Source organism: Novosphingobium sp. SG754 (assembly GCF_013149315.1).
In the GTDB taxonomy this organism is placed as follows: Bacteria; Pseudomonadota; Alphaproteobacteria; order Sphingomonadales; family Sphingomonadaceae; genus Novosphingobium; species Novosphingobium capsulatum.
Map to the genome: position 1 here is coordinate 13,136 of NZ_JABGCC010000016.1, position 24,086 is coordinate 37,221.

Consider the following 24,086-nt stretch of genomic DNA (forward strand, 5'->3'; position numbering starts at 1 on the left):
AGAGGCGCAATCCCCAAGGGCACGCGGGTGTAGCTCAGTTGGTTAGAGTGCCGGCCTGTCACGCCGGAGGTCGCGGGTTCGAGCCCCGTCACTCGCGCCACTTGGTGGATTTTCAAAAAGGCCTCCTTCGGGAGGCCTTTTTCGTTTCCGGCATAAATGGCTCGGCGTGCTGATGGTCAGCTCTGCCTGTCCACTTGGCCTAGCCCCAGCGGCCGGTTTCCATCCAGATCAGGAAGCGGCGCAGCGGCAAGAGCCAGATCGTGCCCAGCACCAGGTAGATCGGCACTTGCACCAGGACGGGCAGGCGGCCGATCTGTTCGCCCAGGCCCATGACGACCCCGCCATAGATCGCCAGCGCGGCGATCAGTGCCAGGATGCCCACCGGCTTGCGCCAGGTGGGCGGAGGCGGCGGATTGAAGTGGGGTTGGCGCCCGCCCATCAGAACGGACCGTAGAGGCGGGTAGGGGTGACCACCGCGCGCAAGGGGCGATCGTGCACCTCGCGCGGCAGGCTGTCGACGCATTGCGCGTCCCAGGCCATGCCGATCGGCACGGCAGCGGGATGGGCTTCGAGCCAGCGATCGTAATGGCCGCCGCCCTGGCCCAAGCGCTGGCCTTGCGCGGTGAAGCCCACCAGCGGCACGAACAACACATCGGGCGTAAGCAGCGGCGCATCGGCGGCTGGCTGCTTTACGCCCCAGGGATCGGGTTCCAGCACATCGTCGAGCGGCGGCACCAGCCATTGGCGGAATTGCATCGGCGCGCCACGATCGGCAAACCACGGCAGCGCCACGGCGTGCCCAGCCTCGTGGAAGAACGTGGCATAGCTGGCCGCGGGCGCTTCCCACTGGCTGGCATTGTACAGCGCCACGGTGGCGCCGGCCGGGATCAGCGCCATCAGCGGCGCGGGCGGGCGGCGGAACAGCAGCGCGCGGGTGCGCGGATCGAGTGCCTCGACATGGGCGCGGCGCCGGGCCCGCAGGTCCTTGCGCAGGGCCTGCTTGGCGGCAACGGCGTTGTCTTCGTCCGGGAATGGGGGGGGTGACGGGCCCACCATGGGTCGTTCTCCGGGAAAATCCTCTGACGCCTCAACGTCAGGTGGGGACCATGTGCCTGTGCCAGGGCCCAGGTAGGGACAGCCCCCTTGGATTTGCTTATAGCCTCAGGGATGTTTCATGCGGCGCGTGCCGGGCAGAACCCGTCGCCATGCAATTTAGGCGTTCGCGGCATCAGGCTCAAGGGGCAGCGCCAGTTTTTGCGCCAGGTTTTCCACCCGCTCGGCGAGATTGGTCACGCGGGCGATCAATTCGGGCGGCGGCCCGGCTGGTGCGGGTGGCGGAGCCGGTGGCGGAGCAGCCGGCTCGGCCGGCGCAACCGGGGCAGGGCGGCTGTGCACCTCGTGCAGTTCATCGGCCAGCATCAGCGCGGCAAACAGCAGCATGCGCGCTTCACCCTGCGTGGCCATGTTCCCCAAGCGGCGCACCCGATCGTCGATCATGCGGCCCAGCATTTCGGCGTGGGCTTCTTCCCCGGCGGCAACCGAAATGGTCAGCGACCGTCCACCGATGGCCAGAGTCACGTTCGTCATCTGCATGCTCGTTGTTCCCCTGGCCCCTATCGGATGCGGCGCTGTTACTGCGGCAGGCTCGACAGCAGCAGGTCAAGCTGCTGCAATTCCTCGCTGACGCGTTCGCGCAGCTTGCGGTGGCGTGATTTCAACTCGCTCAGTTCTGCCTGCGCGTTGTGCGCCGCTGCGCTTTCCGCCTCGGCCTCGCGGCGGGCGACAACCTCTTCCAGCCGGGCCAGCGCCAGTTCGACCCGCTCGATCGCCGAAAAGAGATCGCCGGTGCCATCTGTGCCTGTGCCGTCGGTGGCAGTGCGCGCTGCCGAAGTGCCGTCCATGATTGCCATGTTTCATCCGGTATCACACTGGCCGTGGCCTGCAAGTTCCCCTGTGCATACAAAAGCGCAGGTCATGCCAGCCAGGGCACCGATTGCGCTGTCAAACGGCACGGCCCAGCGCTGGGTATGGGCCCGATCACCTGCCATGGCCGACGCCGCGCTTGACGCTGGCAAGCCGGGGAACCAAAGAGACCCCGATTTCCCCGAATCAGACGCCCCGGCCGCGCCGGGCGCGCGAGTAAGGACACCAACCCGAAGATGACAAGCGATCCGACCGCGCTGGCTCCCATGGCCAACGCGATCCGTGCGCTGGCGATGGACGCGGTCCAGGCAGCGGAATCCGGACACCCTGGCATGCCGATGGGCATGGCCGATGTTGCCACGGTGCTGTGGTCGCGCTTTCTCAAGTTCGATCCCGCTGCGCCCAAGTGGCCTGATCGCGATCGCTTCGTGCTCTCGGCCGGTCACGGCTCGATGCTGCTTTACGCGCTGCTGCATCTGTCGGGTTATCAGCAGCCGACGATGGATGACATCCGTCACTTCCGCCAGCTGAACAGCCCTTGCGCGGGCCACCCGGAAAACTTCCTGCTGCCTGGCGTGGAATGCACCACCGGCCCGCTGGGCCAGGGCTTTGCCATGGCCGTGGGCATGGCCATGGCCGAACGCCACTTGAACGCGCAGTTCGGTGATGACCTGGTCGATCACCGCACCTGGGTGGTGGCTGGCGATGGCTGCCTGATGGAAGGCATCAACCACGAAGCCGTGGGCCTGGCCGGCACGCTCGAACTCGGCCGCCTGATCGTGCTGTGGGACAACAACAAGATCACCATCGACGGCGATACCTCGCTGTCGACCAGCGAAGACGTTCTGGCTCGCTACCGCGCCAGCGGCTGGCACACCGAAGACTGCGATGGCCACGATTTCGCCGATATCGAGCGCGCGATTGCCGCGGCGATGGCTGATGACCGCCCCTCGCTGATTTCGTGCCGCACGGTGATCGGCAAGGGCGCGCCCAACAAGCAGGGCGGCCACAACGTTCACGGTTCGCCGCTGGGCAAGGACGAAATCGCCGCCGCCCGCGAATACCTGGGCTGGACGGCCGCGCCGTTCGAAATCCCCGAGGATATCATGGCCAACTGGCGCGCCACGGGCGATGCCGGCCGCGATCTGCGCACCGAATGGGAAGCGCGCCTGGCGGCCAATCCGCAAGGGGCCGAACTGATGCGCCGCATGGCCGGCGAACTGCCTTCTGGCGAAGAAGCGGGCCGCATCTTTGGCGAATGGCTGGGCAAGACCCAGAACATCGCCTCGCGCAAGGCATCGGAACTGGCGTTGGAAGTGCTCACCCCGCTGGTGCCCGAAATGGTCGGCGGTTCGGCCGACCTTACCGGGTCCAACAACACCAAGACCAAGGCCACGACGCCGTTCGGGCCGGCTGACTATGCCGGCCGCTATGTCTATTATGGCATTCGCGAATTCGGCATGTCGGCAGCGATGAATGGTATGGCGCTGCACGGCGGGATCATTCCCTATGGCGGCACGTTCCTGGTCTTTGCCGATTACTGCCGCAATGCCATCCGCATGTCGGCGCTGCAGCACGCGCGCGTGATCTATGTGCTCACCCACGATTCCATCGGCCTGGGCGAGGATGGCCCCACGCATCAGCCGATCGAAACGGTGATGAGCCTGCGCATGATCCCCAACCTGCAGGTGTTCCGCCCGGCCGATGCGGTGGAAACCGCCGAATGCTGGAACCTGGCGCTGGCATCGCCGCAGACGCCTTCGGTCCTGGCGCTGACCCGCCAGAACCTGCCGCAGCTGCGCCACGATGGCGCGATGCTCAGCGCCAAGGGCGCCTATCGCCTGGTGTCGGCCAATGCCGCGCGCAAGGTCGTGCTGCTGGCCACCGGTTCGGAAGTGGCGATCGCGGTTGACGTGGCCAAGGCTCTGGAAGAACAGGGCATTGGCGCCGATGTCGTGTCGATGCCGAGCTGGGAACTGTTCGAGGCACAGGACGCGGCCTACAAGGCTGACGTGATCCCCGCCGACGTGCTCAAGGTCTCGATCGAGGCGGGCACCACGTTCGGCTGGCAGAAGCATGTCGGCGATGGCCTGACGATCGGCATCGACAGCTTCGGCGCTTCGGCGCCAGCTCCCGTGCTGTATGATCATTTCGGCCTGACGGCTGCCAAGATCGTGCCGCAAATTCTCGAACGGCTCGGGTAAACCGCCCGGGGCCGCTCGGCTCCAAGTCACCCCAATCCATTCGGTGTCTTCAATTCTAAGGAGTAAGACCATGGCGACCAAGGTTGCAATCAACGGTTTCGGGCGCATCGGCCGCAACGTGGCACGTGCCATTCTCGAACGGCCCGACTGCGGCCTGGAACTGGTCGCCATCAACGACCTCGCCAGCGCCAAGGCCAACGCCCTGCTGTTCAAGCGCGACAGCGTGCACGGCGCCTATCCCGGCACCGTGGAAGTGGATGGCAACGACCTGGTGATCGACGGCAAGCGCATCAAGGTGACCGCTGAGCGTGATCCCGCCAAGCTGCCGCACGCCGAACTGGGCATCGACATCGCGCTGGAATGCACCGGCTTCTTCACCGACCGTGAAGGCGGCATGAAGCACATCGAAGCCGGCGCCAAGAAGGTGCTGATTTCGGCTCCGGCCAAGAACGTTGACCTGACGGTCGTGTTCGGCGTGAACCACGACAAGCTGACCGCCGATCACGTGATCGTGTCGAACGCCTCGTGCACCACCAACTGCCTGGCGCCGTTCGCCAAGGTGCTCAACGATGCCATCGGTATCGAGCGCGGCCTGATGACCACGGTGCACAGCTACACCAACGACCAGAAGATTCTGGACCAGATCCACTCCGACCCGCGCCGTTCGCGCGCTGCCGCGATGAGCATGATCCCCACCACCACCGGTGCCGCCCGCGCTGTGGGTGAAGTGCTGCCCGAACTCAAGGGCAAGCTCGATGGTTCGGCGATCCGCGTGCCGACCCCGAACGTTTCGGTGGTGGACCTCACGTTCCAGCCCAAGCGCGACACGACCAAGGAAGAAGTCAACGCGCTGCTCAAGGCAGCGGCCGAAGGCCCGCTCAAGGGCGTGCTGGCCTATAGCGAAGAACCGCTGGTCTCGATCGACTACAACCACGATGCTCACTCGTCGACGGTCGACAGCCTGGAAACGGCCGTGATCGATGGCAAGCTGGTGCGCGTGCTGTCGTGGTACGACAACGAATGGGGCTTCTCCAACCGCATGGTCGATACGGCCGGCGCGATGGGCAAGCTGATCTGATCACCTGAATGCGAAGGCCCGGTGCCCGCGCGTCTGCCCACAAGGCAGAGGCGGGCGCCGGGCCTTTTCCTTATGGAACAGGGGTATAGACCCATGACTTTCAAGACTCTCGATGATCTGGGCGACGTTACCGGCCAGGCCGTGCTGGTGCGCGAAGATCTCAACGTGCCGATGGCCGATGGCCAGGTGACCGACGACACCCGCCTGCGCGCTGCCGTGCCGACCCTGACCGAACTGGCCGACAAGGGCGCCAAGGTGCTCGTCCTTGCGCACTTCGGCCGCCCCAAGGGCGAACGCAGCGAGGCCAATTCGCTCAGGCAGGTGCTGCCCGCGCTCAGCCACGTGCTGGGCCGTCCGGTCGCCTTCATCGACGATTGCGCCGGGGCCGAGGCGGAAGCTGCGGTGGCCGCGCTCGACAATGGCACGATCGCCGTTCTGGAAAACACCCGCTTTCACAAGGGTGAGGAAAAGAACGATCCCGAACTGGTTGCCGCGATCGCCAAGCTGGGCCAGGCCTATGTGAACGACGCGTTCTCTGCCGCGCACCGCGCCCACGCTTCTACCGAAGGCCTGGCCAAGGTGCTGCCCGCCTATGCCGGTCGCGCCATGCAGGCCGAACTCGAAGCGCTGGAAAAGGCGCTGGGCAAGCCGGTGAAGCCGGTGGCCGCCGTGGTCGGCGGGGCCAAGGTTTCGACCAAGCTCGACGTGCTCAAGCATCTGGTGTCCAAGGTCGATCACCTGATCATCGGCGGTGGCATGGCCAACACGTTCCTGGCCGCGCGCGGCGTGGACGTGGGCAAGTCGCTGTGCGAGCATGACCTGACCGGCACCGCGGAAGAAATTCTCGACAACGCCGACAAGGCCGGCTGCACCGTGCACCTGCCCTACGACGTTGTCCTGTCCAAGGAATTTGCCGCCAATCCGCCCAGCTTGCGCACTGCCAACGTGCACGAAGTGGGCGCTGACGAAATGATCCTCGACGTGGGCCCGGCAGCGGTCGAAGCGCTGGGCGACGTGCTCAAGACCTGCCGCACCCTGGTGTGGAACGGGCCGATGGGCGCGTTCGAAATGGCACCCTTCGATGCTGCCACGGTGGCGCTGGCCAAGACGGCCGCCGCGCTGACCAAGGAAGGCTCGCTGGTTTCAGTGGCCGGGGGCGGGGACACGGTCGCCGCGCTCAACCATGCTGGTGTGGCGGGTGATTTTTCCTACATTTCAACCGCTGGCGGCGCTTTCCTCGAATGGATGGAAGGCAAGGAACTGCCCGGCGTGGCCGCTCTCGAAGGCTGATCGCAACTTTTTTACAGGCGCGTGTTGCAGTGCAGCGCGCGCCTGTTTATTGCGTGGGTGTGCATAGGTATGCGCAGCCAGATTCGCTCACCTGATTTGCGGCGCCCGTGCGCTGCTGCCCCAGATCCACAGGACCGATCATGAACCACGCTGAAATGACCGAAAAGATGGCCGCCGGACATGGCTTCATCGCCGCGCTGGACCAGAGCGGCGGGTCCACGCCCAAGGCGCTCAAGGGCTATGGCGTTGAGGAAAGCGCATATTCCAACGACGAGGAAATGTTCGGCCTGATCCACGAGATGCGTAGCCGGATCATTCGTTCGGGCGTGTTCAATGGCGAAAAGGTGATTGGCGCCATCCTGTTCGAACGCACCATGGATGGCACCGTGGATGGCAAGCCGGTGCCCACCGCCCTGATCGAAAAGGGTATCGTGCCGTTCATCAAGGTGGACAAGGGCCTGGAAACCGAAGCCAACGGCGTGCAACTGATGAAGCCGATGCCCGAACTCGACGCGCTTGTGGCGCGGTCCAAGGCGCTGGGCGTGTTCGGCACCAAGGAGCGTTCGGTGATCAATTCGGCCAATGCCGAAGGCATCGCCGCCGTGGTCAAGCAGCAGTTCGAAGTGGGCCTGCAGATCCTGGCCGGTGGCCTGATGCCGATCATCGAGCCAGAAGTGAACATCAAGAGCGAGACGCGCGAAGCCTGCGACACGCTGCTGCGCGACGAGATCCTCAAGGCACTCGATGCCTTGCCCCAGGGCACCAAGGTCATGCTCAAGCTGTCGCTGCCCAAGGTGCCCGGCACGTTTGACGCGCTGGTCGATCATCCCGCAGTGCTGCGCGTGGTTGCGCTGTCGGGCGGCTATGCCCGGCCCGAGGCGTGCGTGGAACTGTCGAAGAACCGCGGCATCATCGCCAGCTTCAGCCGCGCCCTGCTCGAAGACCTGCGCTATCAGATGACCGACGCGGAATTCGATGCCGCGCTGGGCGGCGCCATCGATGAAATCTTTGCCGGCTCTACCCAGAAGCTGGTTACGGCGTAATCACGCTGAAATGAAACCGCCATGCGCCCGGCAGGATTCGCCTGTCGGTGCGCTTGGCGGGTTCGGCGCTATCGAGCGTCACGCCCGAGGCATCGGGCTTGCCCAGTTCCAGGTTGCGCGTTTCACGACCCACCCGCGTGGCCACGATGAGACGACCGGCGGTGATGCACCGGGCGTTTTCGGGGCAGCGGCTGTCTTCCACCACCGATAGCGGGCGCACCGTCTGGCTGCCCACCCGCGTCGCTTCGCCAAGCCGGGCCAGACCATCGCTGCGCGGCGATTGGGGCAGGGTGGCGCAGGCGCCAATGGCAATGAGCGAAAGCAGCGGCAGCAGCGGGGGCAGGGTCCTCATGCCCATGCCAATGCATCGCCCGCCGCGCCGGTTCCCGGGCGATTTCGCGCAAAGATGGACGCGCGATGGCGAAACCGGTAGGGGCGGCGACCATGACCAAACTTGCCAGCCATCTTTACCTGATCTCGCCCCTCGATGTGGGTGGCGATTTTGTCGATCGCCTTGCCCGCGCGCTCGATGCCGGGCCGGTGGCGGCGTTCCAGTTTCGCGTCAAGGACGTGGACGAGCATGCCGCGGCCAAGCTGGCCGATCCGCTCCAGCGCATCTGCGCCGATCGCGACGTGGCGTTCATCGTCAACGATTCGGTCAGCCTGGCCAAGCGCCTGGGCGCCGATGGCGTGCACCTGGGGCAGGACGATGGCAGCGTGGCCGATGCGCGCCAACGCCTGGGCCGCGATGTGCAGATCGGCGTGACCTGCCATGCCAGCCGCCACCTGGCGATGGAAGCGGGCGAGGGCGGCGCCGATTACGTGGCGTTTGGCGCGTTCTATCCCAGCGGGACCAAGGAAACCAAGCACCGCGCCGCGCCCGAACTGCTGGCGTGGTGGTCTGCCGTGTTCGAATTGCCCTGCGTGGCGATTGGCGGCATCACCCCGGAAAACTGCGCGCCGCTGGTTACGGCGGGCGCTGATTTCCTCGCGGTGAGCGGGGCGGTCTGGGCCAATGGCCAGGGCCTGGACGAAGCGGGCGCCGTATCCGCCTTCCTGCGCGCCATTCGCGAAGCGCCGCCGCGCGAAACCGAAGGATTGGGCGATCTTCGCGCCGACGACGCCGACGTCGAACCGGATTGATTGCGCGAACGCGGGAACCATCAGGAAAGATTGCGGTTTTGGCGTGGCAGCGCTGCGCCAACACACGCACGTGGCGGCTGCCCCGTTCACGGAGACCTGATGACCCGCAAAAGCCGGCTTGCCCCCTTCGCCGCACTTTCCCTCGTTGCCATTGCCCTTTCCACCACGGCCTGCAACCGTTCTGTGCCCGACGATGGCGCCAGCGGCACTGCCAGCGCCACGGCCAATCTGCCCGGCGCCGACAGCATGGCGTCGCAGGACGCTGGCCCTGGCGAACCGGCCGCCCGTCCCGATGATGTTGCGCGCCCGGAAATGCAGATGCAGGTGCTGCTCGATCGTGCCGGCTTTTCCCCCGGCGTGGTGGATGGCACGCTGAACGCGGCCACGCGCAATGCCTTGCGCGCCTATCAGCAGGCGAACCAGTTGAACGCGACGGGCACGCTGGACGATGCCACCCGCGCCTATTTTTCGCGGCAGAGCAACATTCCCGCCACCCGCGTGGTGACCATCCCGGCCAGCTTTGCCACCGGCCCGTTTGCGCCTCTTCCCAAGGATCCTTCGGCCCAGGCCAAGCTGCCGGCGCTCGGCTATGCCAGCCTTGACGAAAAGCTGGGCGAGCGGTTCCACACTACGCCCGAAGTGCTTCACGCGCTCAATCCCGGCGCGCCGCCGTTCGCTGCTGGGTCAAAGCTGCGCGTGCCCAACGTGGGCGCCGATGCCATCGATCCGGCGCAGGTCAGCAATGCCGCCTGGCGGCAGACCCTGGCCGATCTGGGGGTGGGCACGCAGCAGCCCCATGCCACGCGCATCGTCGTCAGCCGCAAGGCCGGCACACTGTCGGTCTATGACAGCCAGGACGAACTGGTCGCGCTGTTCACTGTCACCACCGGCTCGCAGCACGATCCGCTGCCGCTGGGCAAGTGGAAGATCAACGGCATCGATCGCAATCCCAAGTACCATTACAACCCCGCTTTGTTCTGGGACGTTTCGGATGCCAAGCCCGAGGCGATGCTGCCGCCTGGCCCCAACAGCCCGGTCGGCGTGGTGTGGATCGATCTGTCCAAGCCGCACTACGGCATCCACGGCACGCCCGAGCCGGCCGCGATCGGCAAGAGCGAGAGCCATGGCTGCGTGCGGCTGACCAACTGGGATGCAGCGCGCCTGTCCGAGATGGTCGACCAGCAAACCCAGGTCGAATTCGTCGCCTGATCTTCGTTTGGCGCCATCTTTCCTTTGCCGTCTGCCCGTGCCACACGGCACGCAGACGGCAAGAAGGATGCAATGGTGGCAAGTGGTAGCAATCCCCGTGAATTGACGTGGCGCGGTGTCGCGCTGGGCGCGGTGCTGACAGTGATTTTTACCGCAGCCAACGTCTATCTCGGGCTGCGCATCGGGTTGACGTTCGCCACTTCCATCCCGGCGGCGGTGATTTCCATGGCGATCCTGCGCCTCTTGCCGGGATCGACCATCCAGGAAAACAATATCGTCCAGACGATCGCCAGTTCGGCAGGCACGCTCTCGGCCATCGTCTTCGTGCTGCCGGGCCTGGTCATGGTCGGCTGGTGGAGCGGCTTTCCCTATTGGCAATCGGTGGCGGTGATCGCCATCGGCGGCATCCTGGGCGTGATGTATTCCGTGCCGCTGCGCCGCGCCTTGGTGACCGGTTCTGATCTGCCCTATCCCGAAGGCGTTGCTGCGGCCGAAGTGCTCAAGGTGGGCGCGGGTGAGGGCGGCGTCGAGGAAAACCGGCGCGGTCTTGCCGCCGTTGCCACTGGCACCGGGCTTTCGGTCGCCTATCCGCTGCTGGCCAAGCTGGGCCTGGTGGCGGAAGAGGCGAGCGGCGTGTTCCGCTTTGCCGGTGGTGCCACCACGGCCGGCGGTGGCCTGTCGCTGGCGCTGATCGGGGTGGGCCACCTGGTAGGCCTGGCCGTGGGGCTGGCGATCCTGACCGGCGTGATCATCGGCTTTGGCGTCTTGCTGCCGATCTACACCGCCGTCGGCGCGCCCGCCGGCACCGAATTGGCCGATTTCGTTTCCAGCGTGTTCCGCGCCAAGATCCGCTTCATTGGTGCGGGCACGATCGGCGTTGCCGCGATCTGGACCCTGCTGCGCGTGATCGGCCCGATCGTGCGCGGGATTGCCGGCGCGCTTGCCGCCAGCCGCGCCCGTGCTGCCGATGGCTATGCCGGGGTGGCCCTGGCCGAACGCGATCTGCCGATCGGCCTGGTTGGTGGCACCATCGTGGTCTTGATGCTGCCGATCGCCGCGCTGCTGGCCGGCTTTGCCAGCGGCGGCCCGGTGGCTGATCACCTCGTGCCCACGCTGGTGGCGGCCGTGGCCTATGTGCTGGTCGCCGGTGTCGTCATCGCCTCGGTCTGTGGCTACATGGCCGGGCTGATCGGTGCGTCGAACAGCCCGATTTCGGGCGTGGGCATTCTTGCCGCGCTGGGCATCGCGCTGGTCATGCTGGCGCTGTTCGGCCATGTGGCCGATCCGGCGGCCGGCAAGGCGCTGGTCGCCTTTGCCCTGTTCGTCACGGCACTGGTGTTCGGCGTTGCCACCATTTCCAACGACAACCTGCAGGATCTCAAGACCGGCGAACTGGTTGGCGCCACGCCGTGGCGGCAGCAGGTGGCGCTGGTGCTGGGCGTGGTGTTCGGCGCGGTGGTGATCCCGCCAATCCTTACCCTGCTCAACGGCACGTTCGGCTTTGCCGGCGCGCCCGGCGCCGGGCCAGAGGCACTGGCCGCGCCACAGGCGGCGCTGATTTCCGCAATCATCCAGGGCGTGTTGGGGCAGGGCCTCGATTGGAAACTCATCGCGCTGGGCGCGGGCATCGGCGCGGTGGCCATCGCCATCGACGAAGGCCTGCGCGCGACGCGCAAGGGTTCGCTGCCGCCGCTGGCCGTGGGCATGGGTATGTATCTGCCGATGCCCACCACGCTGCCGGTGGTGGTGGGCGCGGTGCTTGGCCATTTCTACAATCGCTGGGCCATGGGCCAGCGCGATCCTGCCCTGGCAGAGCGCATGGGCGTGCTCACTGCCACCGGCCTGATCGTGGGCGACGGGCTGTTCAACATTGCCTTTGCCGCGATCGTGGCCGGCAGTGGCAAGGCCGATGTGATGACGGTGGTGGCGCACAATGCCTGGGCCATGCCGCTGGGCCTGGCACTGTTTGGCGCGCTGATCGCCTTTGCCTATGCCCGCATGGCGCGCGGCGCCCGCATGTGACTTAGGCTCGCCGGCCCCGTGTGTGGGCCGGCGGCAACAGCGGTCAGTTCGCCCCGTTCACGCCGGCTTCGGGCGCATCGGCAAAGCCGCCGCTGGGCGCGCCGGTGCGGGTGCAGCGCACACCGGTGCGCTTGCCGTTGGCATCAAGCTGCAGCACCGTGTTGGGCCCCTGTGCCTGAAACGTGCGGCCGTAATAGGGGCCCGAGGTAAAGCTCATCGCCCGGCCCAGCAGGATATAGGTGCCGCCCCCCTTGCCATCGGGCGTGCGGTAGCTGGAATCGGGCGTAATGCGAAATTCCTGGTCGGGCACATGGCGCGGCAGAATCGCGGCATCGCCGCCCTGTTCGCAGGTCCAGCGGCCGTTGTGCAGCGTGCCCAGATCGCCGCCCGGCACGGCGTGGGCCGGCAGCGAAGCGGTGGATGCGGCCAGCATCAGGGCAAGGGCCGCCAGCGAGGCATTGCGTGCGCGCATGGTCATGCCGCACCGGCTAGCATGCATCAGCGGCTTGAAGCAATCGGCCACCTCGGCTAAGGCGCGGCCTTTCCTACTTTGGTCAGGGCTCTTTCCATCATGAAGATCAGCGGCGTGGACATCCGTCCGGGCAACATCCTGGAATACGAAAAAGGCATCTGGAAGGTTGCCAAGACCCAGCACACCCAGCCCGGCAAGGGCGGCGCGTTCATGCAGGTCGAAATGAAGAACCTGATCGATGGCCGCAAGACCAACGTGCGCTTTCGCAGCGCCGACACGGTCGAGCGCGTGCGCCTCGATACCAAGGACTTCCAGTTCCTCTATGCCGAGGGCGAAGACCTGGTGTTCATGGACGTGGAAACCTACGACCAGATCACGCTGCCCAGCGATCTTCTCGGCGATGCCGCTGCGTTCCTGCAGGATGGCATGACCGTGCTGCTCGAAATGTATGACGAGCGCCCGATCTCGGTCGAACTGCCCGAAACCGTCGAAGCCACCATCGTCGAAGCCGACGCCGTGGTGAAGGGCCAGACCGCCTCTTCGTCGTACAAGCCGGCCGTGCTCGACAATGGCGTGCGCATCCTGGTGCCGCCGCACATCGAAAGCGGCACGCGCATCGTGGTGGACGTGTACGAGCGTTCCTACGTCGGCAAGGCGGGCTGATCTCATGGCGATTTCCGGTCTCGTCCGGGTGATGGAGCGTGCCGCCCGCAAGGCTGGCACGCGCCTGCGCCGCGACTTCGGCGAAGTCGAGCACCTTCAGGTGAGCCGCAAGGGCCCGGCCGATTTCGTGTCCAAGGCTGATCGCGCTGCCGAGCAGACGATCTACGAGGAACTGCGCGCCGCGCGCCCCGATTGGGGCTTCCTGATGGAAGAAGGCGGCGTGGTTGAAGGCGATGCCTCCAAGCCGCGCTGGATCATCGATCCGCTCGATGGCACCACCAATTTCCTTCACGGCATCCCGCATTTCGCGATCTCGATCGCGGTGCAGGAACCGGCGCTCGATGGTTCGGGTTGGGGCGACGTTATCGCCGGCCTGGTCTATCAGCCGATGACCGACGAAAGCTTCTGGGCCGAAAAGACCCGTGGCGCCTGGTTGCAGGATCGCCGCCTGCGCGTTTCGGCCCGCCGCAATCTCGAAGACGCGGTCGTTGCCACCGGCATTCCCTTCCTGGGCTATGGCGACATGGGCGAATGGACGCGCATTTATCACGAAATCGGCATGCGCGTGGCGGGTATCCGCCGCTTTGGCGCCGCGTCGCTCGATCTCGCCTGGGTGGCCGCCGGCCGCTATGACGGGTTCTGGGAAAGCAACCTCAAGCCGTGGGATACGGCCGCCGGATGCCTTCTGGTGCGTGAAGCCGGTGGCTTCGTGTCGGACTATCGCGGCCGTTCGCAGCCGATCTGCGACGCAACCGTGCTGGCCGCCAACGATGCGATGCATTCCAAGCTGCACAAGCTGGTGGCAACTGCCATCAAGGCTTGAAAGTTGGTTGAACCTTTTTGCCGGGGCGGTTAAAGCGCCCCGGCAAGCCGCAGTGCCCCTGTGGTGGAATGGTAGACGCGACCGACTCAAAATCGGTTGTCGAAAGACGTGCCCGTTCGAGTCGGGCCAGGGGCACCATTTTCCGGCCATGCTGTTCCGGCTCTCGATCGCGGGTTGACCGATGCCCCATTCCGGCTCTTCCTCGCCCCGGCGCAGCATTTCCCACACATTGTCCAACACGCTGATCAAGCTGGTCGTGCGCCTGCGCCGTCTGCTGCGCGAGCGGGAAGCCGCCTTCATCGTCCTGGCGGCGATTGCCGGGGCATTGGCCGGCCTTTCGACCAACCTGCTCAGTTTCATCGCCCATGCCATGCAGCAGGTGTTCTATGGCCTGGAGGGCAACCGGCTGAGCGCGCTCGCTGAAATCCGCCATCCTTGGCGCCTGCTCGCTCTGCCGCTCGGCGGCCTCGTCCTCGCGCTATGGGCGCGCTGGCTGCGCCGTCGCAATCGCCCCCTGATCGACGTGGTCGAAGCCAACGCGCTGCATGGTGGGCGCATTCCGCCCGCCGACAACCTGATCATTGCCGGGCAGACGGTGATTTCCAACGGCGTCGGCGCTTCTGTCGGGCTCGAGGCGGCCTATGCCCAGATGGGCGGTGGCATGGCATCGGTGCTGGGCCAGGCGATGAAGCTGCGCCGCAACGATCTGCGCACCCTTGTGGGCGCCGGGGCCGGGGCGGCGGTGGGCGCGGCGTTCAATGCGCCGCTCGCCGGGGCATTCTATGCGTTCGAGATCGTGATTGGCTCGTTCGTGCCCGGCGCGGTGGCGCCGGTCATGGCGGCGGCGCTGGCCGCGGCCGGCATGTCGCGCCTGATGGGCAGCGAACCCTGGCTGATCGCCACCACGGCCGTGGGCCGCAGCCTCACGTTCGAGCATTACCTGGCCTATGGCGTGCTGGGGCTGGCGGCAGCGGTGGTCGGCATCATCGTCATGCGCCTGGTCACGGCGGCCGAACTGACGCTGGCGCGGTTCAAGTGGCTGGCGCGCTGGCGGCCGATCCTGGGCGGCTTCCTGCTAGTGCCGCTCGCCCTGCTGACGCCGCAATCGCTTTCGGCCGGACACGGCGCGCTGCATCTCAACCTGGCACTGCGTCCGGGCCTGGATTTCCTCGGCCTGGTGCTCTTGGCCAAGATAGCCGCCTGCGTGGTTGCGCTGTCCAGCGGCTTTCGCGGCGGGCTGTTCTTTGCCTCGCTGTTCCTTGGCTCGGTGGTGGGGCAGGCCTTTTCGATCATCGCGGGGCAGCTCTTTCCCGGCCTCTCGCTCGATCCCACCGACGCGGCGCTGGTCGGCATGGCGGCGCTGAGCGTGTCGATCGTCGGTGGGCCGATGACGCTCGCCATGCTCATGCTGGAAATCACCCACGATTTCGCATTGATGGGCGTGGTCCTTACCGCCTCGCTGGTCTCGGGCACGCTGACCCGCGAAGTGTTCGGCTATTCGTTCTCCACCTGGCGCCTGCATGTGCGCGGCAGCAACATTCGCGGCCCGCGCGATATCGGCTGGATGCTCAACCTGTCGGCCGGCCGGATCATGCGCCGCGACTGGGTGTCGATGCCCGAAGACCTGACGATCGAGGAATTCCGCACGCGCATGCCGCTCGGCTCGGCCAGCAAGGCGGTTCTGGTCGACGATGAGGGGCACTATCGCGGGATCATGGCCACGGCAGCGGCCTATCGCCCCGATCTCGCGCCCGACATGCGGCTCCACGCCCTGGCCGGCTTGACCGGCGTCACGCTTGGCCCGGCATCAGACATCAAGGCGGTCCTGGCCCTGTTCGACGAATATGCCGCCGATGAAATCGCTGTGGTCGATGGCGTGGGCGTCGTGCAGGGGGTGATCACCGAACGCCACGCCCGCCGCCGCTATCTCGAAGAAGTGGAAGCCGCACAGCGCTCGACGTTCAGCGAATAGGCGCGGCTGCTTTTCCCTTCGCCTATGTCGTTGGCAGATTTCCGATCGCCTGGCGCGCGGGCAGGGATATAGCCCACGGCTCATCCTGTCGCGTCCGAAAAATGGAGATGCACGAGTATGTTGCAAAGCGCAGTGGCGATCGCTTCGCATACCCCGGTCTATGTCTGGTTCGTCCTTGGCCTCGTGCTGTTGCGGGCATGGCAGGCTACCCGTCCGCGCACGACCGGCCTGGCCGGGCCATTGGTGTTGCCGGGCTTGATCGTTGTCCTCGGCGTGGTCGGATTGGTTGCGGCGCATGCCACGGCGCTGGAAGTGGCCGTGTGGGTGGCCGCGTTGCTGCTGGGCGGGCTGGTCGGCCGGCCGCTGGGGCATCACCTGCTGTTGCGGGCCGAGCCGGGGCCGCCGGTTCGGCTGCATCTGCGCGGGAGCTGGCTGATCTTTGCGCTGATCCTCGTCATCTTTGCCCTGCGCTATGGCATGGCGGTGTTCGATGCGGTCGATCCCGTCACGGCGCATCAGCCCGCGCTGCGCCTGGTGGAAACGGTCGTGCGGGGCGCGCTGTCCGGGCTTTTGGTTGGTCGCGGGCTGGGCGTGCTGCTCTCAGCCCGGGCGATGCGCGCCGCTCATTGATGCCGCAATGGCGGATCCGGCGCTTGCGTTCTTGCTCTGTTCGCGTTAGCGCGGGCTCATGGCCAAGCCCAAACGTCGTTATATCTGCCAGGCCTGTGGCAGTGTCTCTCCGCGCTGGCAGGGGCAGTGCCCCGATTGCGCCGAATGGAACACCCTGGTGGAAGAAGCGCCGCAGACGGTGTTTTCCGCCAAGCATGACCTGTCGAGCGGCGGCCGCGCGGTGCAGTTCGTCTCGCTCGATAGCCCGGTTGCCCTGCCGCAGCGGCGCAAGACGGGCCTGGCTGAATTCGATCGCGCCCTGGGCGGCGGGCTGGTGCCGGGCTCGGCCATCCTGATGGGTGGCGATCCCGGGATCGGCAAGTCCACCCTGCTGCTGCAGACGGCGGCCAGCATCGCCAACAGCGGCGGCATGGTCGTTTATATCAGTGGGGAAGAGGCGTCGGACCAGATCCGCCTGCGCGCCGATCGACTGGGGCTGGGCAAGGCGCCGATCCGCCTCGCCTCCACCACCTCGGTGCGCGACATTCTCACCACGCTGGGCACCATGGACGCGCCGGCGCTGCTGGTGATCGATTCGATCCAGACCATGCATTCCGACCAGATCGAGGGCGCGCCCGGCACGGTCAGCCAGGTGCGCGGCTGCGCGTTCGAGCTGATCCGCTACGCCAAGGAAAACGGCGTGGCCCTTGTACTGGTCGGCCACGTCACCAAGGATGGTTCGATCGCGGGCCCGCGCGTGCTCGAACATATGGTCGACGTGGTGATGAGCTTCGAAGGGGAGCGCAGCCACCAGTATCGCATCCTGCGCGCGATCAAAAACCGCTTTGGCGCAGTGGATGAAATCGGCGTTTTCGCCATGGCCGGGGCAGGGCTGGAGGAAGTGGGCAACCCCTCGCTTTTGTTCCTGTCGGGCCGGGAAGAGCCGGTGCCGGGCAGCGCCGTGTTTCCGGCGCTGGAAGGTACGCGGCCGGTCCTGGTCGAAATCCAGGCGCTCACCGTGCGCCTTGCCAGCGGCGCCACCCCGCGCCGCGCCGTGGTCGGCTGGGATTCGGGGCGGCTGGCGATGCTGCTCGCCGTGCTCGAATCGCGCTGCGGTCTCAGCTTTTCCTCGGCCGAAGTCTATCTCAACGTGGCGGGCGGCTATCGCCTGACCGATCCCGCGGCCGATCTTGCGGTGGCCGCCGCGCTGGTCTCGGCACTGGCCGATCGGCCCCTGTCTGCCGGCACCGCCTGGTTTGGCGAGGTCTCGCTCGCCGGTGAAGTGCGCCCCGTGGCGCATTCCGGCGTGCGTCTGCGCGAGGCGGCCAAGCTGGGCTTTACCCAGCTGCACGGCCCCGATGGCGCGGCGGAAAAGGTCGAGGGTTTGCGCTATTCCCCGATCCGGCTGCTCCCAAATCTCGTTGACCGGGTGATGACCGGCGCTTAATCGCCGGGATATGACCGGCTTCGATTATGTTGTCTTCCTGGTCGTCGCGGTCGGCGCGATCGGCGGTTTCTTTCGCGGTTTCGTGGAGGAGGTGCTGTCGCTTGCGGCATGGTGCATCGTCCTGGTGGCGGTGCATTATGGCCTTGAACCGCTGACCGAGGCACTAAAACCCCACCTCAAGACCGAAACCGGCGCGGGCGTTCTTGCCTATGCGCTGCTGATGGTCGTGCCCTGGGGGCTGATGCGCCTGATCGCGCGCAAGATGGGTGCGGCCAGCCGCGATTCGATGCTGGGGCCGATCGATCGGCTGCTCGGCTTCGGGTTTGGTGCGGTCAAAGGCGCAATCCTCATGGTCCTGGGCTTTTCGCTGCTGGTCTTTGCCTATGACGTGGTCTGGGGCGTCAAGGGCCGGCCGGAATGGATCACGGCGGCGCGCACCTATCCCTTCCTCAATGCCGCGAGCGAGGAACTGGTGGCGATGATTGCCGAGCGGCGCGATGCTGCGGCCCAGGCTGCCGACGATCCCAACGCGCCTGATGGCGATGCTACGCCCAAGCCCAGCACCGCCGCGCACAAGAAAGCCGCGCATCACCGCAAGCATGCGGTCAGCGCCGACAATTGAGATGAGCGCCACCGTTCTCTACACGCCCGAGGTGCTGGCTGCAGCCATGTCTCTGGCGCAATGGCCGTGGGACGACAGCCTGCCTTTGGTGGGCGAGGCGCGTTCGCGCGCCTGCGGCAGCACGCTGCAGATCGGCCTGGCCCGTAACGATGCCGGCCAGATCACCCGCATCGGCCTTCGTCCCCATGCCTGCGCCGTGGGGCAGGCCGCCGCCCAGGTCTTTGCCGCCGCCGCCATCGGGCACACGGCCGAAAGCCTGACGCAGGTGCGCGCCGAACTGGGCGCATGGCTGGCGGGCGAGGGGGCAGAGCCGGATTGGCCGGGCATCGGCCTGCTGCGCACGGCGCGCGACTATCCCGGCCGCCACGGCGCGATCGTGCTGGCGTGGGACTCGGCGCTGGCAGCGCTGGCGGAGCCGGCCAAGGCAGGCTAAGGCATTCCCGGATAACAGTGCCCCGGGGGAAATTACGCACCATGAACACCACCCACGCGGAACCGACCGCGGCAGACATTCGGCTGGTGATTGCTGCCAGTTCCGCCGGCACGGTGTTCGAATGGTACGATTTCTTCATCTACGGCACGCTGGGCACGATCCTGTCCAAGGCGTTCTTTCCCACCGGCAATGCCACGCTCGAACTGCTGCTGTTCTGGCTGGTCTTTGCCGTGGGCTTTGGCTTTCGCCCCTTGGGCGCTGTGCTGTTCGGGTTCCTGGGTGACCGCCTGGGGCGCAAGTACACGTTCCTGGCGACTGTGGCGCTGATGGGCGTGGCCACGGCGGGCGTGGGCCTGGTGCCTTCGGCGGCCAGCATCGGCTATACCGCGCCAGCCTTGGTCATCCTGCTGCGCGTGGCGCAGGGCCTTGCCCTGGGCGGGGAATATGGCGGCGCGGCGGTCTATGTCGCCGAACATTGCGCGCCCGAACGGCGCGGTTTCTTCACCAGCTTCATCCAGGCCGGCGTGGTCGGCGGCTTCATCCTCAGCCTGGTCGTGGTGCTCAGCTGCAAGGCGGCATTCGGCCCGGAACTGTGGGCCGCGTGGGGCTGGCGCGTGCCGTTCATCCTCAGCCTGGCGCTGCTGGCAATCTCGCTGTGGATGCGGCTCAAGCTTTCGGAAAGCCCGGTATTCCAGGCGATGAAGGCGGAAAACGAGCTGGCCGGCAATCCCTTTATCGAATGCATGACCGCACCGGGCAACCGCAAGCGGCTGCTCGTCGCGCTGTTCGGCATTGCCGCCGGGCTGACGGTGATCTGGTATACCGCCATGTTCAGCAGCCTGACGTTCCTGAAAACCGCCATGCGAATGAACGACACGGCGGCCGAGATCATCGTCGGTATCGCCGCGCTGTTCGGCGTCGGCTCGTTCCTGTTCTTTGGCCATGTTTCCGACCGCGTGGGCCGCAAGGCGCCGATCGTGTGGGGCTATGTCGCCACGCTGGTGCTGCTGTTCCCGCTCTATTGGGGTATCGGCGCCCTCGCCAATCCGCATCTCGCGCGCCAGGCGCGTGAGCTGCCCGTGGTCGTGGCCGGCCCCGATTGCCGTTACGAAGCCTTTGCCATCGATCAAGCTAGCCAGTGCGGCAAGTTGCTGTCGGATCTCACCGCCACCGGCGTGCCCTATCGCCTCGAACATGCTGCCACGCTCTCGCTGCACGCCGGCGCTGCGCGCCTGCCGTTGGAAGCCTATCCCTGGGCCGACAAGAAGGCGCGGGGCAAGGCGCTGGAAGGCCTGCTGGGCAAGGCCGGCTATGATCTGGCGCGTATTACTCCAACGCCAGGCCGGGCGATCCTGGTCGTGCTGGTGCTGTTCGGCCTCATGGCGCTGTCGGGCGCCACCTATGGGCCGGTTGCCGCGACGCTGTGCGAAATGTTCCCGCCGCGCATCCGCTATTCCTCGCTGTCGATCCCCTATCACATCGGCACTGGCTATTTCGGCGGCTTCCTGCCGTTTCTTTCCACACTCATCATCGCCAAGACCGGCGATCCCTATGCCGGGCTGTGGTATACCTGGGTTGTCGTCCTGGTGGCCCTGGTGGTGTCGCTGTGGGGTCTCAAGGGCGGCCTGCCGCAGGACGAGCCAGCCTGAAACGCTTTCATCCATCAGGATTTGATCGAACGTTGTCTGTTTTTTCTTCCGTTCCGTTGTCCCCTGCCGCGCTGCGGCTTGCCCTTGATGCCACGGCCCTGGCCAGCAACTGGCGCGCGCTCGATCGCCTGAGCGGCGCGGCCAGCGCTGGCGCTGCGGTCAAGGCCGATGCCTATGGCCTGGGTGCGGCGCGGGTGGTGCCGGTCCTGGCGCGGGCCGGCTGCCGCGACTGGTTCGTGGCGCACTGGTGCGAAGTGCCCGATCTGCTGCCCCATGTTCCGGCCGCGTCGATCCACGTGCTGCATGGCCCGATGAACGCGGCAGACGTGGCCTATGCCCGCGCCACTGGGGTTACCCCGGTGCTCAACTCCCTGGCGCAAGTGCAGCGCTGGCTGGCCGCGGGCGGCGGGCGTTGCGACCTGATGGTCGATACCGGGATCAACCGCCTGGGCCTGCCGATGGCCGATCTGGGCGATCCCGGCTTGGCGGCGCTGGATATCGACTGCTGCATTTCGCATCTTGCCAGCGCGGACGAGGATGTGGCGCAGAATGCGCAGCAACTCGCCCGCTTTCAGGCGGTACGCGCCCAAATCAAGGCCCGGCGCTACAGCCTTGCCAACAGCGCCGGCATCGCGCTGGGTGCCCCGTGGCATGCCGATGTGACGCGGCCGGGCATCGCGCTTTATGGCGGCATTGTGCGCAGCGAACTGGCGGGCATGATCGCCCCAGTGGCGCGGCCGCAGGCGGCCGTGATCCAGCGGCGCCAGCTCCATCCGGGCGATCATGTCGGCTATAATGCCACGTTTACCGCCGATCGCCCTGTTGCAGCCGCGGTGGTCGCGCTGGGATATGCCGACGGCTATCTGCGCACATGGTCTGGCAGGGGCGAATTTTTGTGGCAGGGCAAGACCTTGCCAGTGATTGGCCGGATTTCGATGGATATGACCATAGTGGACGCAACAGATGCGCCCGCGCTGGTTGAAGGGGACTGGCTCGACGTGGCTTATAATCTGCCAGAAGCCGCCAAAATCAGCGGGTTGTCCCAATATGAGCTGCTTACCCTGCTGGGCCGCCGATTTTTGCGCGACAAAGCATGTCTTGCACCTTGATTAACTCATATTGCGCCGCACATACTGCATCTGCTAATCGTGTACGACATTCCCAGCGGGGGTCCGATAAAAATGGCAAATCAGGCTAAGGACGGCGATACCGTCATCATCAAGAAGTACGCCAACCGCCGTCTCTACAACACGCGGACGTCCAGCTACATCACGCTCGATCACCTCGCCCAGATGGTGAAGGAAAATGTCGAGTTCAAAGTGATCGACGCCAAGAGTGGCGCCGACCTGACCCATTCGATCCTCACCCAGATCATCATGGAAGAGGAAGCCACCGGCGAGCAGATGCTGCCGACCAACTTCCTGCGCCAGCTGATCGCGATGTATGGCAATTCGATGCAGGCGCTGCTGCCGGGCTATCTGGAAGCCTCGATGGAACACTTCCGCGAGAACCAGAACAAGCTGCGCAAGGCGATCGAGGATTCGATCGGTTCCAACCCGCTGGCGCAGATTGCCCAGCGCAACATGGAAATGTTCAAGGCTGCCGCTGCTGCGTTTGTCCCCGGCGCCACCCCGCGCGAGGATGACAAGCCCGCCAGCGCTCCTGCCGGTGGCGAGGGCGAACTTTCGGAACTGCGCAAGCAGATGGCCGAAATGCAGAAGAAGCTTGATCAACTGGGCAAGTAAGCCGCCGATTTTTGCCGGTGCGCGTGCATTGGGGCGTTGCCCCGATCCGCCGCACCGGCTAACCGGCAGGGCATGAACCAGCCCAAGATCAAGCACGCGCTGCCGATCAAGCGCGAAGAAGACTTTGCCCAGTGGTACCAGGCGGTCATCGCCGAGGCCGAGCTTGCCGAGGAATCCGGCGTGCGCGGCTGCATGGTGATCAAGCCATGGGGCTATGGCATCTGGGAACGCATCCAGAAGCTGATGGACGCACGCATCAAGGAAGCGGGCGTCGAAAACTGCTATTTCCCGCTGTTCATCCCGCTGTCGTACTTCGCCAAGGAAGCCGACCACGTGGAAGGCTTTGCCAAGGAAATGGCGGTTGTCACGCATCACCGCCTGATCGCCGATCCCAAGGGCGGGCTGATGCCCGATCCGGAAGCCAAGCTGGAAGAGCCGCTGGTCGTGCGCCCCACCTCGGAAACGGTGATTGGCGCGGCCATGGCACGCTGGGTGCAATCGTGGCGCGATCTGCCGCTGCTGACCAACCAGTGGGCCAATGTCGTGCGCTGGGAAATGCGCACCCGCATGTTCCTGCGCACCAGCGAATTTCTCTGGCAGGAAGGCCATACCGCCCATGCGGACGAGGCCGACGCCATGGAGGAAACCCTGCGCGCGCTCGAAATGTACCGCGGCTTTGCGCAAGACGTTCTGGCGCTGCCGGTCATCGCCGGGCCCAAGCCTGAAAACGAACGCTTCCCCGGTGCCGTCGCGACCTATTCGATCGAGGCGATGATGCAGGATGGCAAGGCACTGCAGGCCGGCACCTCGCACTATCTCGGCACCACCTTCTCGCAGGCAGCGGGCATCCGCTATCAGGACAAGGAAGGCCAGCAGGCGCTGTGCCACACCACCTCGTGGGGCGTGTCCACCCGCCTGATCGGCGGCGTGATCATGACGCATGGCGATGATGATGGCTTGCAGACGCCGCCACAGGTGGCGCCGCACCAGATCGTGATCCTGCCGATGCTGCGCGATAACGACGGCGATGACGCGCTGCTCGCCTATTGCGAAGACCTGCGCAAGGCGCTCGCGGCGCGCAGCGTGTTCGATGAAAAGGTGCGCGTCCTGCTCGACAAGCGCCCCGGCAAGGCCACCGCCAAGCGCTGGGCCTGGGTCAAGAAGGGGGTGCCGCTGATCCTCGAAATCGGCGGGCGCGATGCGGAAAATGGCCAGGTTTCGGCGGTGCGCCGCGATCGCCTGTGGCGCGAGGATGGCAAGGTCAATTTCGTTGGCCAAGCCAAGGACGATTTCGTTGCCAGCGCCGCCGCTGAACTGGAATCGATCCAGGCTGCGCTGTTCGCCCAGGCAGAGGCGCGTCGCGATGCGCAGATCGAGCGCGGCGTGACCGATCTCGATGGCCTGGCCGCCTATTTTGCCGAAGACCGCAAGTTCCCCGGCTGGGTGGAACTGGGCTGGTCGCGCCCGACCGGCGCCGCGCTCGACAAGGTGGTGGAGCAGCTCAAGGCGTTGAAGCTTACCATCCGCAATAGCCCTCTGGATGGTCCCGCACCCACCGGCACCTGCCCGTTCACGGGCGAGCCGGCGGTGGAAACGATCTATATCGCCCGGGCTTATTGAGCGCTTTGTAAAACATTCCCTCCCCCGACCCCTCCCGCAAGCGGGAGGGGAGCAAAGGAAAAACTCTCCCGCAAGCGGAGGGGCGCCCGACGAATAGCCCCTTCCCGCTTGCGGGAGGG

General features: G+C 65.9%; 24 protein-coding genes and 2 tRNA genes. 20 read left to right on the top strand and 6 right to left on the bottom strand.

Translation table 11 applies throughout. From position 1 onward, the window contains the following. Positions 1 to 23: 23 nt before the first annotated feature. Positions 24 to 100 (top strand) — tRNA-Asp (locus tag FHW97_RS20995). 99 nt (positions 101 to 199) lie between these two features. Here the strand turns inward: FHW97_RS20995 and FHW97_RS21000 are convergent. The 4 genes from FHW97_RS21000 to FHW97_RS21015 all read right to left on the bottom strand — a co-directional run bounded on the left by FHW97_RS21000 (position 200) and on the right by FHW97_RS21015 (position 1,910). Then, a complete protein-coding gene (locus FHW97_RS21000) occupies positions 200 to 439 on the bottom strand; it encodes a DUF2842 domain-containing protein (RefSeq protein ID WP_171799666.1) in 240 nt (79 codons plus the stop codon). Continuing rightward, positions 439 to 1,056 (bottom strand): 5-formyltetrahydrofolate cyclo-ligase, encoded by a 618-nt coding sequence (locus FHW97_RS21005; RefSeq protein ID WP_171799667.1) that lies wholly within the window; start codon positions 1,054 to 1,056, stop codon positions 439 to 441. Before FHW97_RS21005 ends, FHW97_RS21000 begins: the two co-directional genes overlap by 1 nt. A 156-nt stretch (positions 1,057 to 1,212) precedes the next feature. After that, positions 1,213 to 1,593: a cell division protein ZapA gene (locus tag FHW97_RS21010; protein ID WP_253941919.1), complete on the bottom strand. Its 381-nt coding sequence runs from the start codon at positions 1,591 to 1,593 to the stop codon at positions 1,213 to 1,215. A gap of 38 nt (positions 1,594 to 1,631) precedes the next feature. Then, entirely contained in the window at positions 1,632 to 1,910 is a 279-nt protein-coding gene (locus FHW97_RS21015; RefSeq protein WP_022674900.1) for a hypothetical protein, read from the bottom strand. Positions 1,911 to 2,159: 249 nt separating this feature from the next. Here FHW97_RS21015 and tkt point away from each other — a divergent pair, with 249 nt between their 5' ends. The 4 genes from tkt to FHW97_RS21035 all read left to right on the top strand — a co-directional run bounded on the left by tkt (position 2,160) and on the right by FHW97_RS21035 (position 7,538). Beyond that, positions 2,160 to 4,127 carry a transketolase gene (tkt, locus tag FHW97_RS21020; protein WP_171799668.1) on the top strand — a complete coding sequence of 656 codons (1,968 nt, stop codon included), beginning with the start codon at positions 2,160 to 2,162 and terminating at the stop codon, positions 4,125 to 4,127. A gap of 70 nt (positions 4,128 to 4,197) precedes the next feature. Then, positions 4,198 to 5,205, top strand: coding sequence for a type I glyceraldehyde-3-phosphate dehydrogenase (gap, locus tag FHW97_RS21025; RefSeq protein WP_022674902.1), 1,008 nt, complete (start codon positions 4,198 to 4,200; stop codon positions 5,203 to 5,205). Positions 5,206 to 5,298: 93 nt separating this feature from the next. Further along, entirely contained in the window at positions 5,299 to 6,495 is a 1,197-nt protein-coding gene (gene pgk / locus FHW97_RS21030) for a phosphoglycerate kinase (RefSeq protein WP_171799669.1), read from the top strand. Between the two features lie 140 nt (positions 6,496 to 6,635). Then, entirely contained in the window at positions 6,636 to 7,538 is a 903-nt protein-coding gene (locus FHW97_RS21035; RefSeq protein WP_171799670.1) for a fructose bisphosphate aldolase, read from the top strand. Here the strand turns inward: FHW97_RS21035 and FHW97_RS21040 are convergent. Next, complete coding sequence (locus tag FHW97_RS21040) at positions 7,528 to 7,890, bottom strand: hypothetical protein (protein WP_171799671.1); 363 nt, start codon at positions 7,888 to 7,890, stop codon at positions 7,528 to 7,530. The two genes, FHW97_RS21035 and FHW97_RS21040, sit on opposite strands and share 11 nt — an antisense overlap. Before the next feature lie 92 nt (positions 7,891 to 7,982). Here FHW97_RS21040 and thiE point away from each other — a divergent pair, with 92 nt between their 5' ends. The 3 genes from thiE (at position 7,983) to FHW97_RS21055 (ending at position 11,912) form a co-directional block, all read left to right on the top strand. After that, positions 7,983 to 8,681, top strand: coding sequence for a thiamine phosphate synthase (thiE, locus tag FHW97_RS21045; protein WP_171799672.1), 699 nt, complete (start codon positions 7,983 to 7,985; stop codon positions 8,679 to 8,681). A gap of 99 nt (positions 8,682 to 8,780) precedes the next feature. Further along, positions 8,781 to 9,890: a L,D-transpeptidase gene (locus FHW97_RS21050; protein ID WP_171799673.1), complete on the top strand. Its 1,110-nt coding sequence runs from the start codon at positions 8,781 to 8,783 to the stop codon at positions 9,888 to 9,890. A 72-nt stretch (positions 9,891 to 9,962) separates the two neighbouring features. Then, the gene (locus FHW97_RS21055) at positions 9,963 to 11,912 is read left to right on the top strand and encodes an OPT family oligopeptide transporter (RefSeq protein WP_171799674.1); all 1,950 of its coding nucleotides are present in this window, start codon (positions 9,963 to 9,965) and stop codon (positions 11,910 to 11,912) included. Between the two features lie 43 nt (positions 11,913 to 11,955). Here FHW97_RS21055 and FHW97_RS21060 read toward each other — a convergent pair whose 3' ends face one another. Further along, entirely contained in the window at positions 11,956 to 12,390 is a 435-nt protein-coding gene (locus FHW97_RS21060; protein WP_054131024.1) for a hypothetical protein, read from the bottom strand. 93 nt (positions 12,391 to 12,483) lie between these two features. Here FHW97_RS21060 and efp point away from each other — a divergent pair, with 93 nt between their 5' ends. From efp to proS, 12 genes are all read left to right on the top strand, one after another. Continuing rightward, complete coding sequence (efp, locus tag FHW97_RS21065) at positions 12,484 to 13,047, top strand: elongation factor P (RefSeq protein ID WP_054131025.1); 564 nt, start codon at positions 12,484 to 12,486, stop codon at positions 13,045 to 13,047. 4 nt (positions 13,048 to 13,051) lie between these two features. Continuing rightward, positions 13,052 to 13,870, top strand: coding sequence for an inositol monophosphatase family protein (locus tag FHW97_RS21070; RefSeq protein WP_043607560.1), 819 nt, complete (start codon positions 13,052 to 13,054; stop codon positions 13,868 to 13,870). A gap of 54 nt (positions 13,871 to 13,924) precedes the next feature. After that, a tRNA-Leu gene (locus tag FHW97_RS21075) sits at positions 13,925 to 14,008 on the top strand. 79 nt (positions 14,009 to 14,087) lie between these two features. Then, complete coding sequence (locus FHW97_RS21080) at positions 14,088 to 15,842, top strand: chloride channel protein (RefSeq protein WP_054131235.1); 1,755 nt, start codon at positions 14,088 to 14,090, stop codon at positions 15,840 to 15,842. A gap of 117 nt (positions 15,843 to 15,959) precedes the next feature. Beyond that, the gene (locus FHW97_RS21085; protein WP_022674913.1) at positions 15,960 to 16,472 is read left to right on the top strand and encodes a hypothetical protein; all 513 of its coding nucleotides are present in this window, start codon (positions 15,960 to 15,962) and stop codon (positions 16,470 to 16,472) included. 58 nt (positions 16,473 to 16,530) lie between these two features. Next, on the top strand, positions 16,531 to 17,898 hold the full coding sequence (gene radA, locus FHW97_RS21090; protein ID WP_062782525.1) for a DNA repair protein RadA: 1,368 nt from the start codon (positions 16,531 to 16,533) through the stop codon (positions 17,896 to 17,898). Positions 17,899 to 17,908: 10 nt separating this feature from the next. Next, positions 17,909 to 18,520 carry a CvpA family protein gene (locus FHW97_RS21095; RefSeq protein ID WP_168351178.1) on the top strand — a complete coding sequence of 204 codons (612 nt, stop codon included), beginning with the start codon at positions 17,909 to 17,911 and terminating at the stop codon, positions 18,518 to 18,520. A gap of 1 nt (position 18,521) precedes the next feature. Beyond that, entirely contained in the window at positions 18,522 to 18,953 is a 432-nt protein-coding gene (locus tag FHW97_RS21100; RefSeq protein WP_171799675.1) for an iron-sulfur cluster assembly scaffold protein, read from the top strand. A gap of 41 nt (positions 18,954 to 18,994) precedes the next feature. Next, complete coding sequence (locus tag FHW97_RS21105) at positions 18,995 to 20,602, top strand: MFS transporter (protein WP_171799676.1); 1,608 nt, start codon at positions 18,995 to 18,997, stop codon at positions 20,600 to 20,602. 32 nt (positions 20,603 to 20,634) lie between these two features. Beyond that, positions 20,635 to 21,711 carry an alanine racemase gene (locus tag FHW97_RS21110; protein ID WP_171799677.1) on the top strand — a complete coding sequence of 359 codons (1,077 nt, stop codon included), beginning with the start codon at positions 20,635 to 20,637 and terminating at the stop codon, positions 21,709 to 21,711. 72 nt (positions 21,712 to 21,783) lie between these two features. After that, positions 21,784 to 22,347, top strand: coding sequence for a polyhydroxyalkanoate synthesis repressor PhaR (gene phaR, locus FHW97_RS21115; protein ID WP_022674919.1), 564 nt, complete (start codon positions 21,784 to 21,786; stop codon positions 22,345 to 22,347). A gap of 72 nt (positions 22,348 to 22,419) precedes the next feature. After that, on the top strand, positions 22,420 to 23,967 hold the full coding sequence (proS, locus tag FHW97_RS21120; protein ID WP_168351175.1) for a proline--tRNA ligase: 1,548 nt from the start codon (positions 22,420 to 22,422) through the stop codon (positions 23,965 to 23,967). Positions 23,968 to 24,086: the final 119 nt, after the last annotated feature.

Bases quoted from the DNA above. Each gene is read 5' to 3' on its own strand.
- FHW97_RS21000 (WP_171799666.1), bottom strand. From the start codon at position 439: ATGGGCGGGCGCCAACCCCACTTCAATCCGCCGCCTCCGCCCACCTGG.
- FHW97_RS21070 (WP_043607560.1), top strand. From the start codon at position 13,052: ATGGCGATTTCCGGTCTCGTCCGGGTGATGGAGCGTGCCGCCCGCAAG.
- tkt (WP_171799668.1), top strand. From the start codon at position 2,160: ATGACAAGCGATCCGACCGCGCTGGCTCCCATGGCCAACGCGATCCGT.
- FHW97_RS21005 (WP_171799667.1), bottom strand. From the start codon at position 1,056: ATGGTGGGCCCGTCACCCCCCCCATTCCCGGACGAAGACAACGCCGTT.
- gap (WP_022674902.1), top strand. From the start codon at position 4,198: ATGGCGACCAAGGTTGCAATCAACGGTTTCGGGCGCATCGGCCGCAAC.
- efp (WP_054131025.1), top strand. From the start codon at position 12,484: ATGAAGATCAGCGGCGTGGACATCCGTCCGGGCAACATCCTGGAATAC.
- FHW97_RS21010 (WP_253941919.1), bottom strand. From the start codon at position 1,593: ATGCAGATGACGAACGTGACTCTGGCCATCGGTGGACGGTCGCTGACC.
- phaR (WP_022674919.1), top strand. From the start codon at position 21,784: ATGGCAAATCAGGCTAAGGACGGCGATACCGTCATCATCAAGAAGTAC.
- FHW97_RS21055 (WP_171799674.1), top strand. From the start codon at position 9,963: ATGGTGGCAAGTGGTAGCAATCCCCGTGAATTGACGTGGCGCGGTGTC.
- FHW97_RS21105 (WP_171799676.1), top strand. From the start codon at position 18,995: ATGAACACCACCCACGCGGAACCGACCGCGGCAGACATTCGGCTGGTG.
- FHW97_RS21015 (WP_022674900.1), bottom strand. From the start codon at position 1,910: ATGGCAATCATGGACGGCACTTCGGCAGCGCGCACTGCCACCGACGGC.
- radA (WP_062782525.1), top strand. From the start codon at position 16,531: ATGGCCAAGCCCAAACGTCGTTATATCTGCCAGGCCTGTGGCAGTGTC.
- pgk (WP_171799669.1), top strand. From the start codon at position 5,299: ATGACTTTCAAGACTCTCGATGATCTGGGCGACGTTACCGGCCAGGCC.
- FHW97_RS21060 (WP_054131024.1), bottom strand. From the start codon at position 12,390: ATGACCATGCGCGCACGCAATGCCTCGCTGGCGGCCCTTGCCCTGATG.
- thiE (WP_171799672.1), top strand. From the start codon at position 7,983: ATGACCAAACTTGCCAGCCATCTTTACCTGATCTCGCCCCTCGATGTG.
- FHW97_RS21050 (WP_171799673.1), top strand. From the start codon at position 8,781: ATGACCCGCAAAAGCCGGCTTGCCCCCTTCGCCGCACTTTCCCTCGTT.
- FHW97_RS21095 (WP_168351178.1), top strand. From the start codon at position 17,909: ATGACCGGCTTCGATTATGTTGTCTTCCTGGTCGTCGCGGTCGGCGCG.
- FHW97_RS21085 (WP_022674913.1), top strand. From the start codon at position 15,960: ATGTTGCAAAGCGCAGTGGCGATCGCTTCGCATACCCCGGTCTATGTC.
- FHW97_RS21100 (WP_171799675.1), top strand. From the start codon at position 18,522: ATGAGCGCCACCGTTCTCTACACGCCCGAGGTGCTGGCTGCAGCCATG.
- FHW97_RS21040 (WP_171799671.1), bottom strand. From the start codon at position 7,890: ATGAGGACCCTGCCCCCGCTGCTGCCGCTGCTTTCGCTCATTGCCATT.
- FHW97_RS21035 (WP_171799670.1), top strand. From the start codon at position 6,636: ATGAACCACGCTGAAATGACCGAAAAGATGGCCGCCGGACATGGCTTC.
- proS (WP_168351175.1), top strand. From the start codon at position 22,420: ATGAACCAGCCCAAGATCAAGCACGCGCTGCCGATCAAGCGCGAAGAA.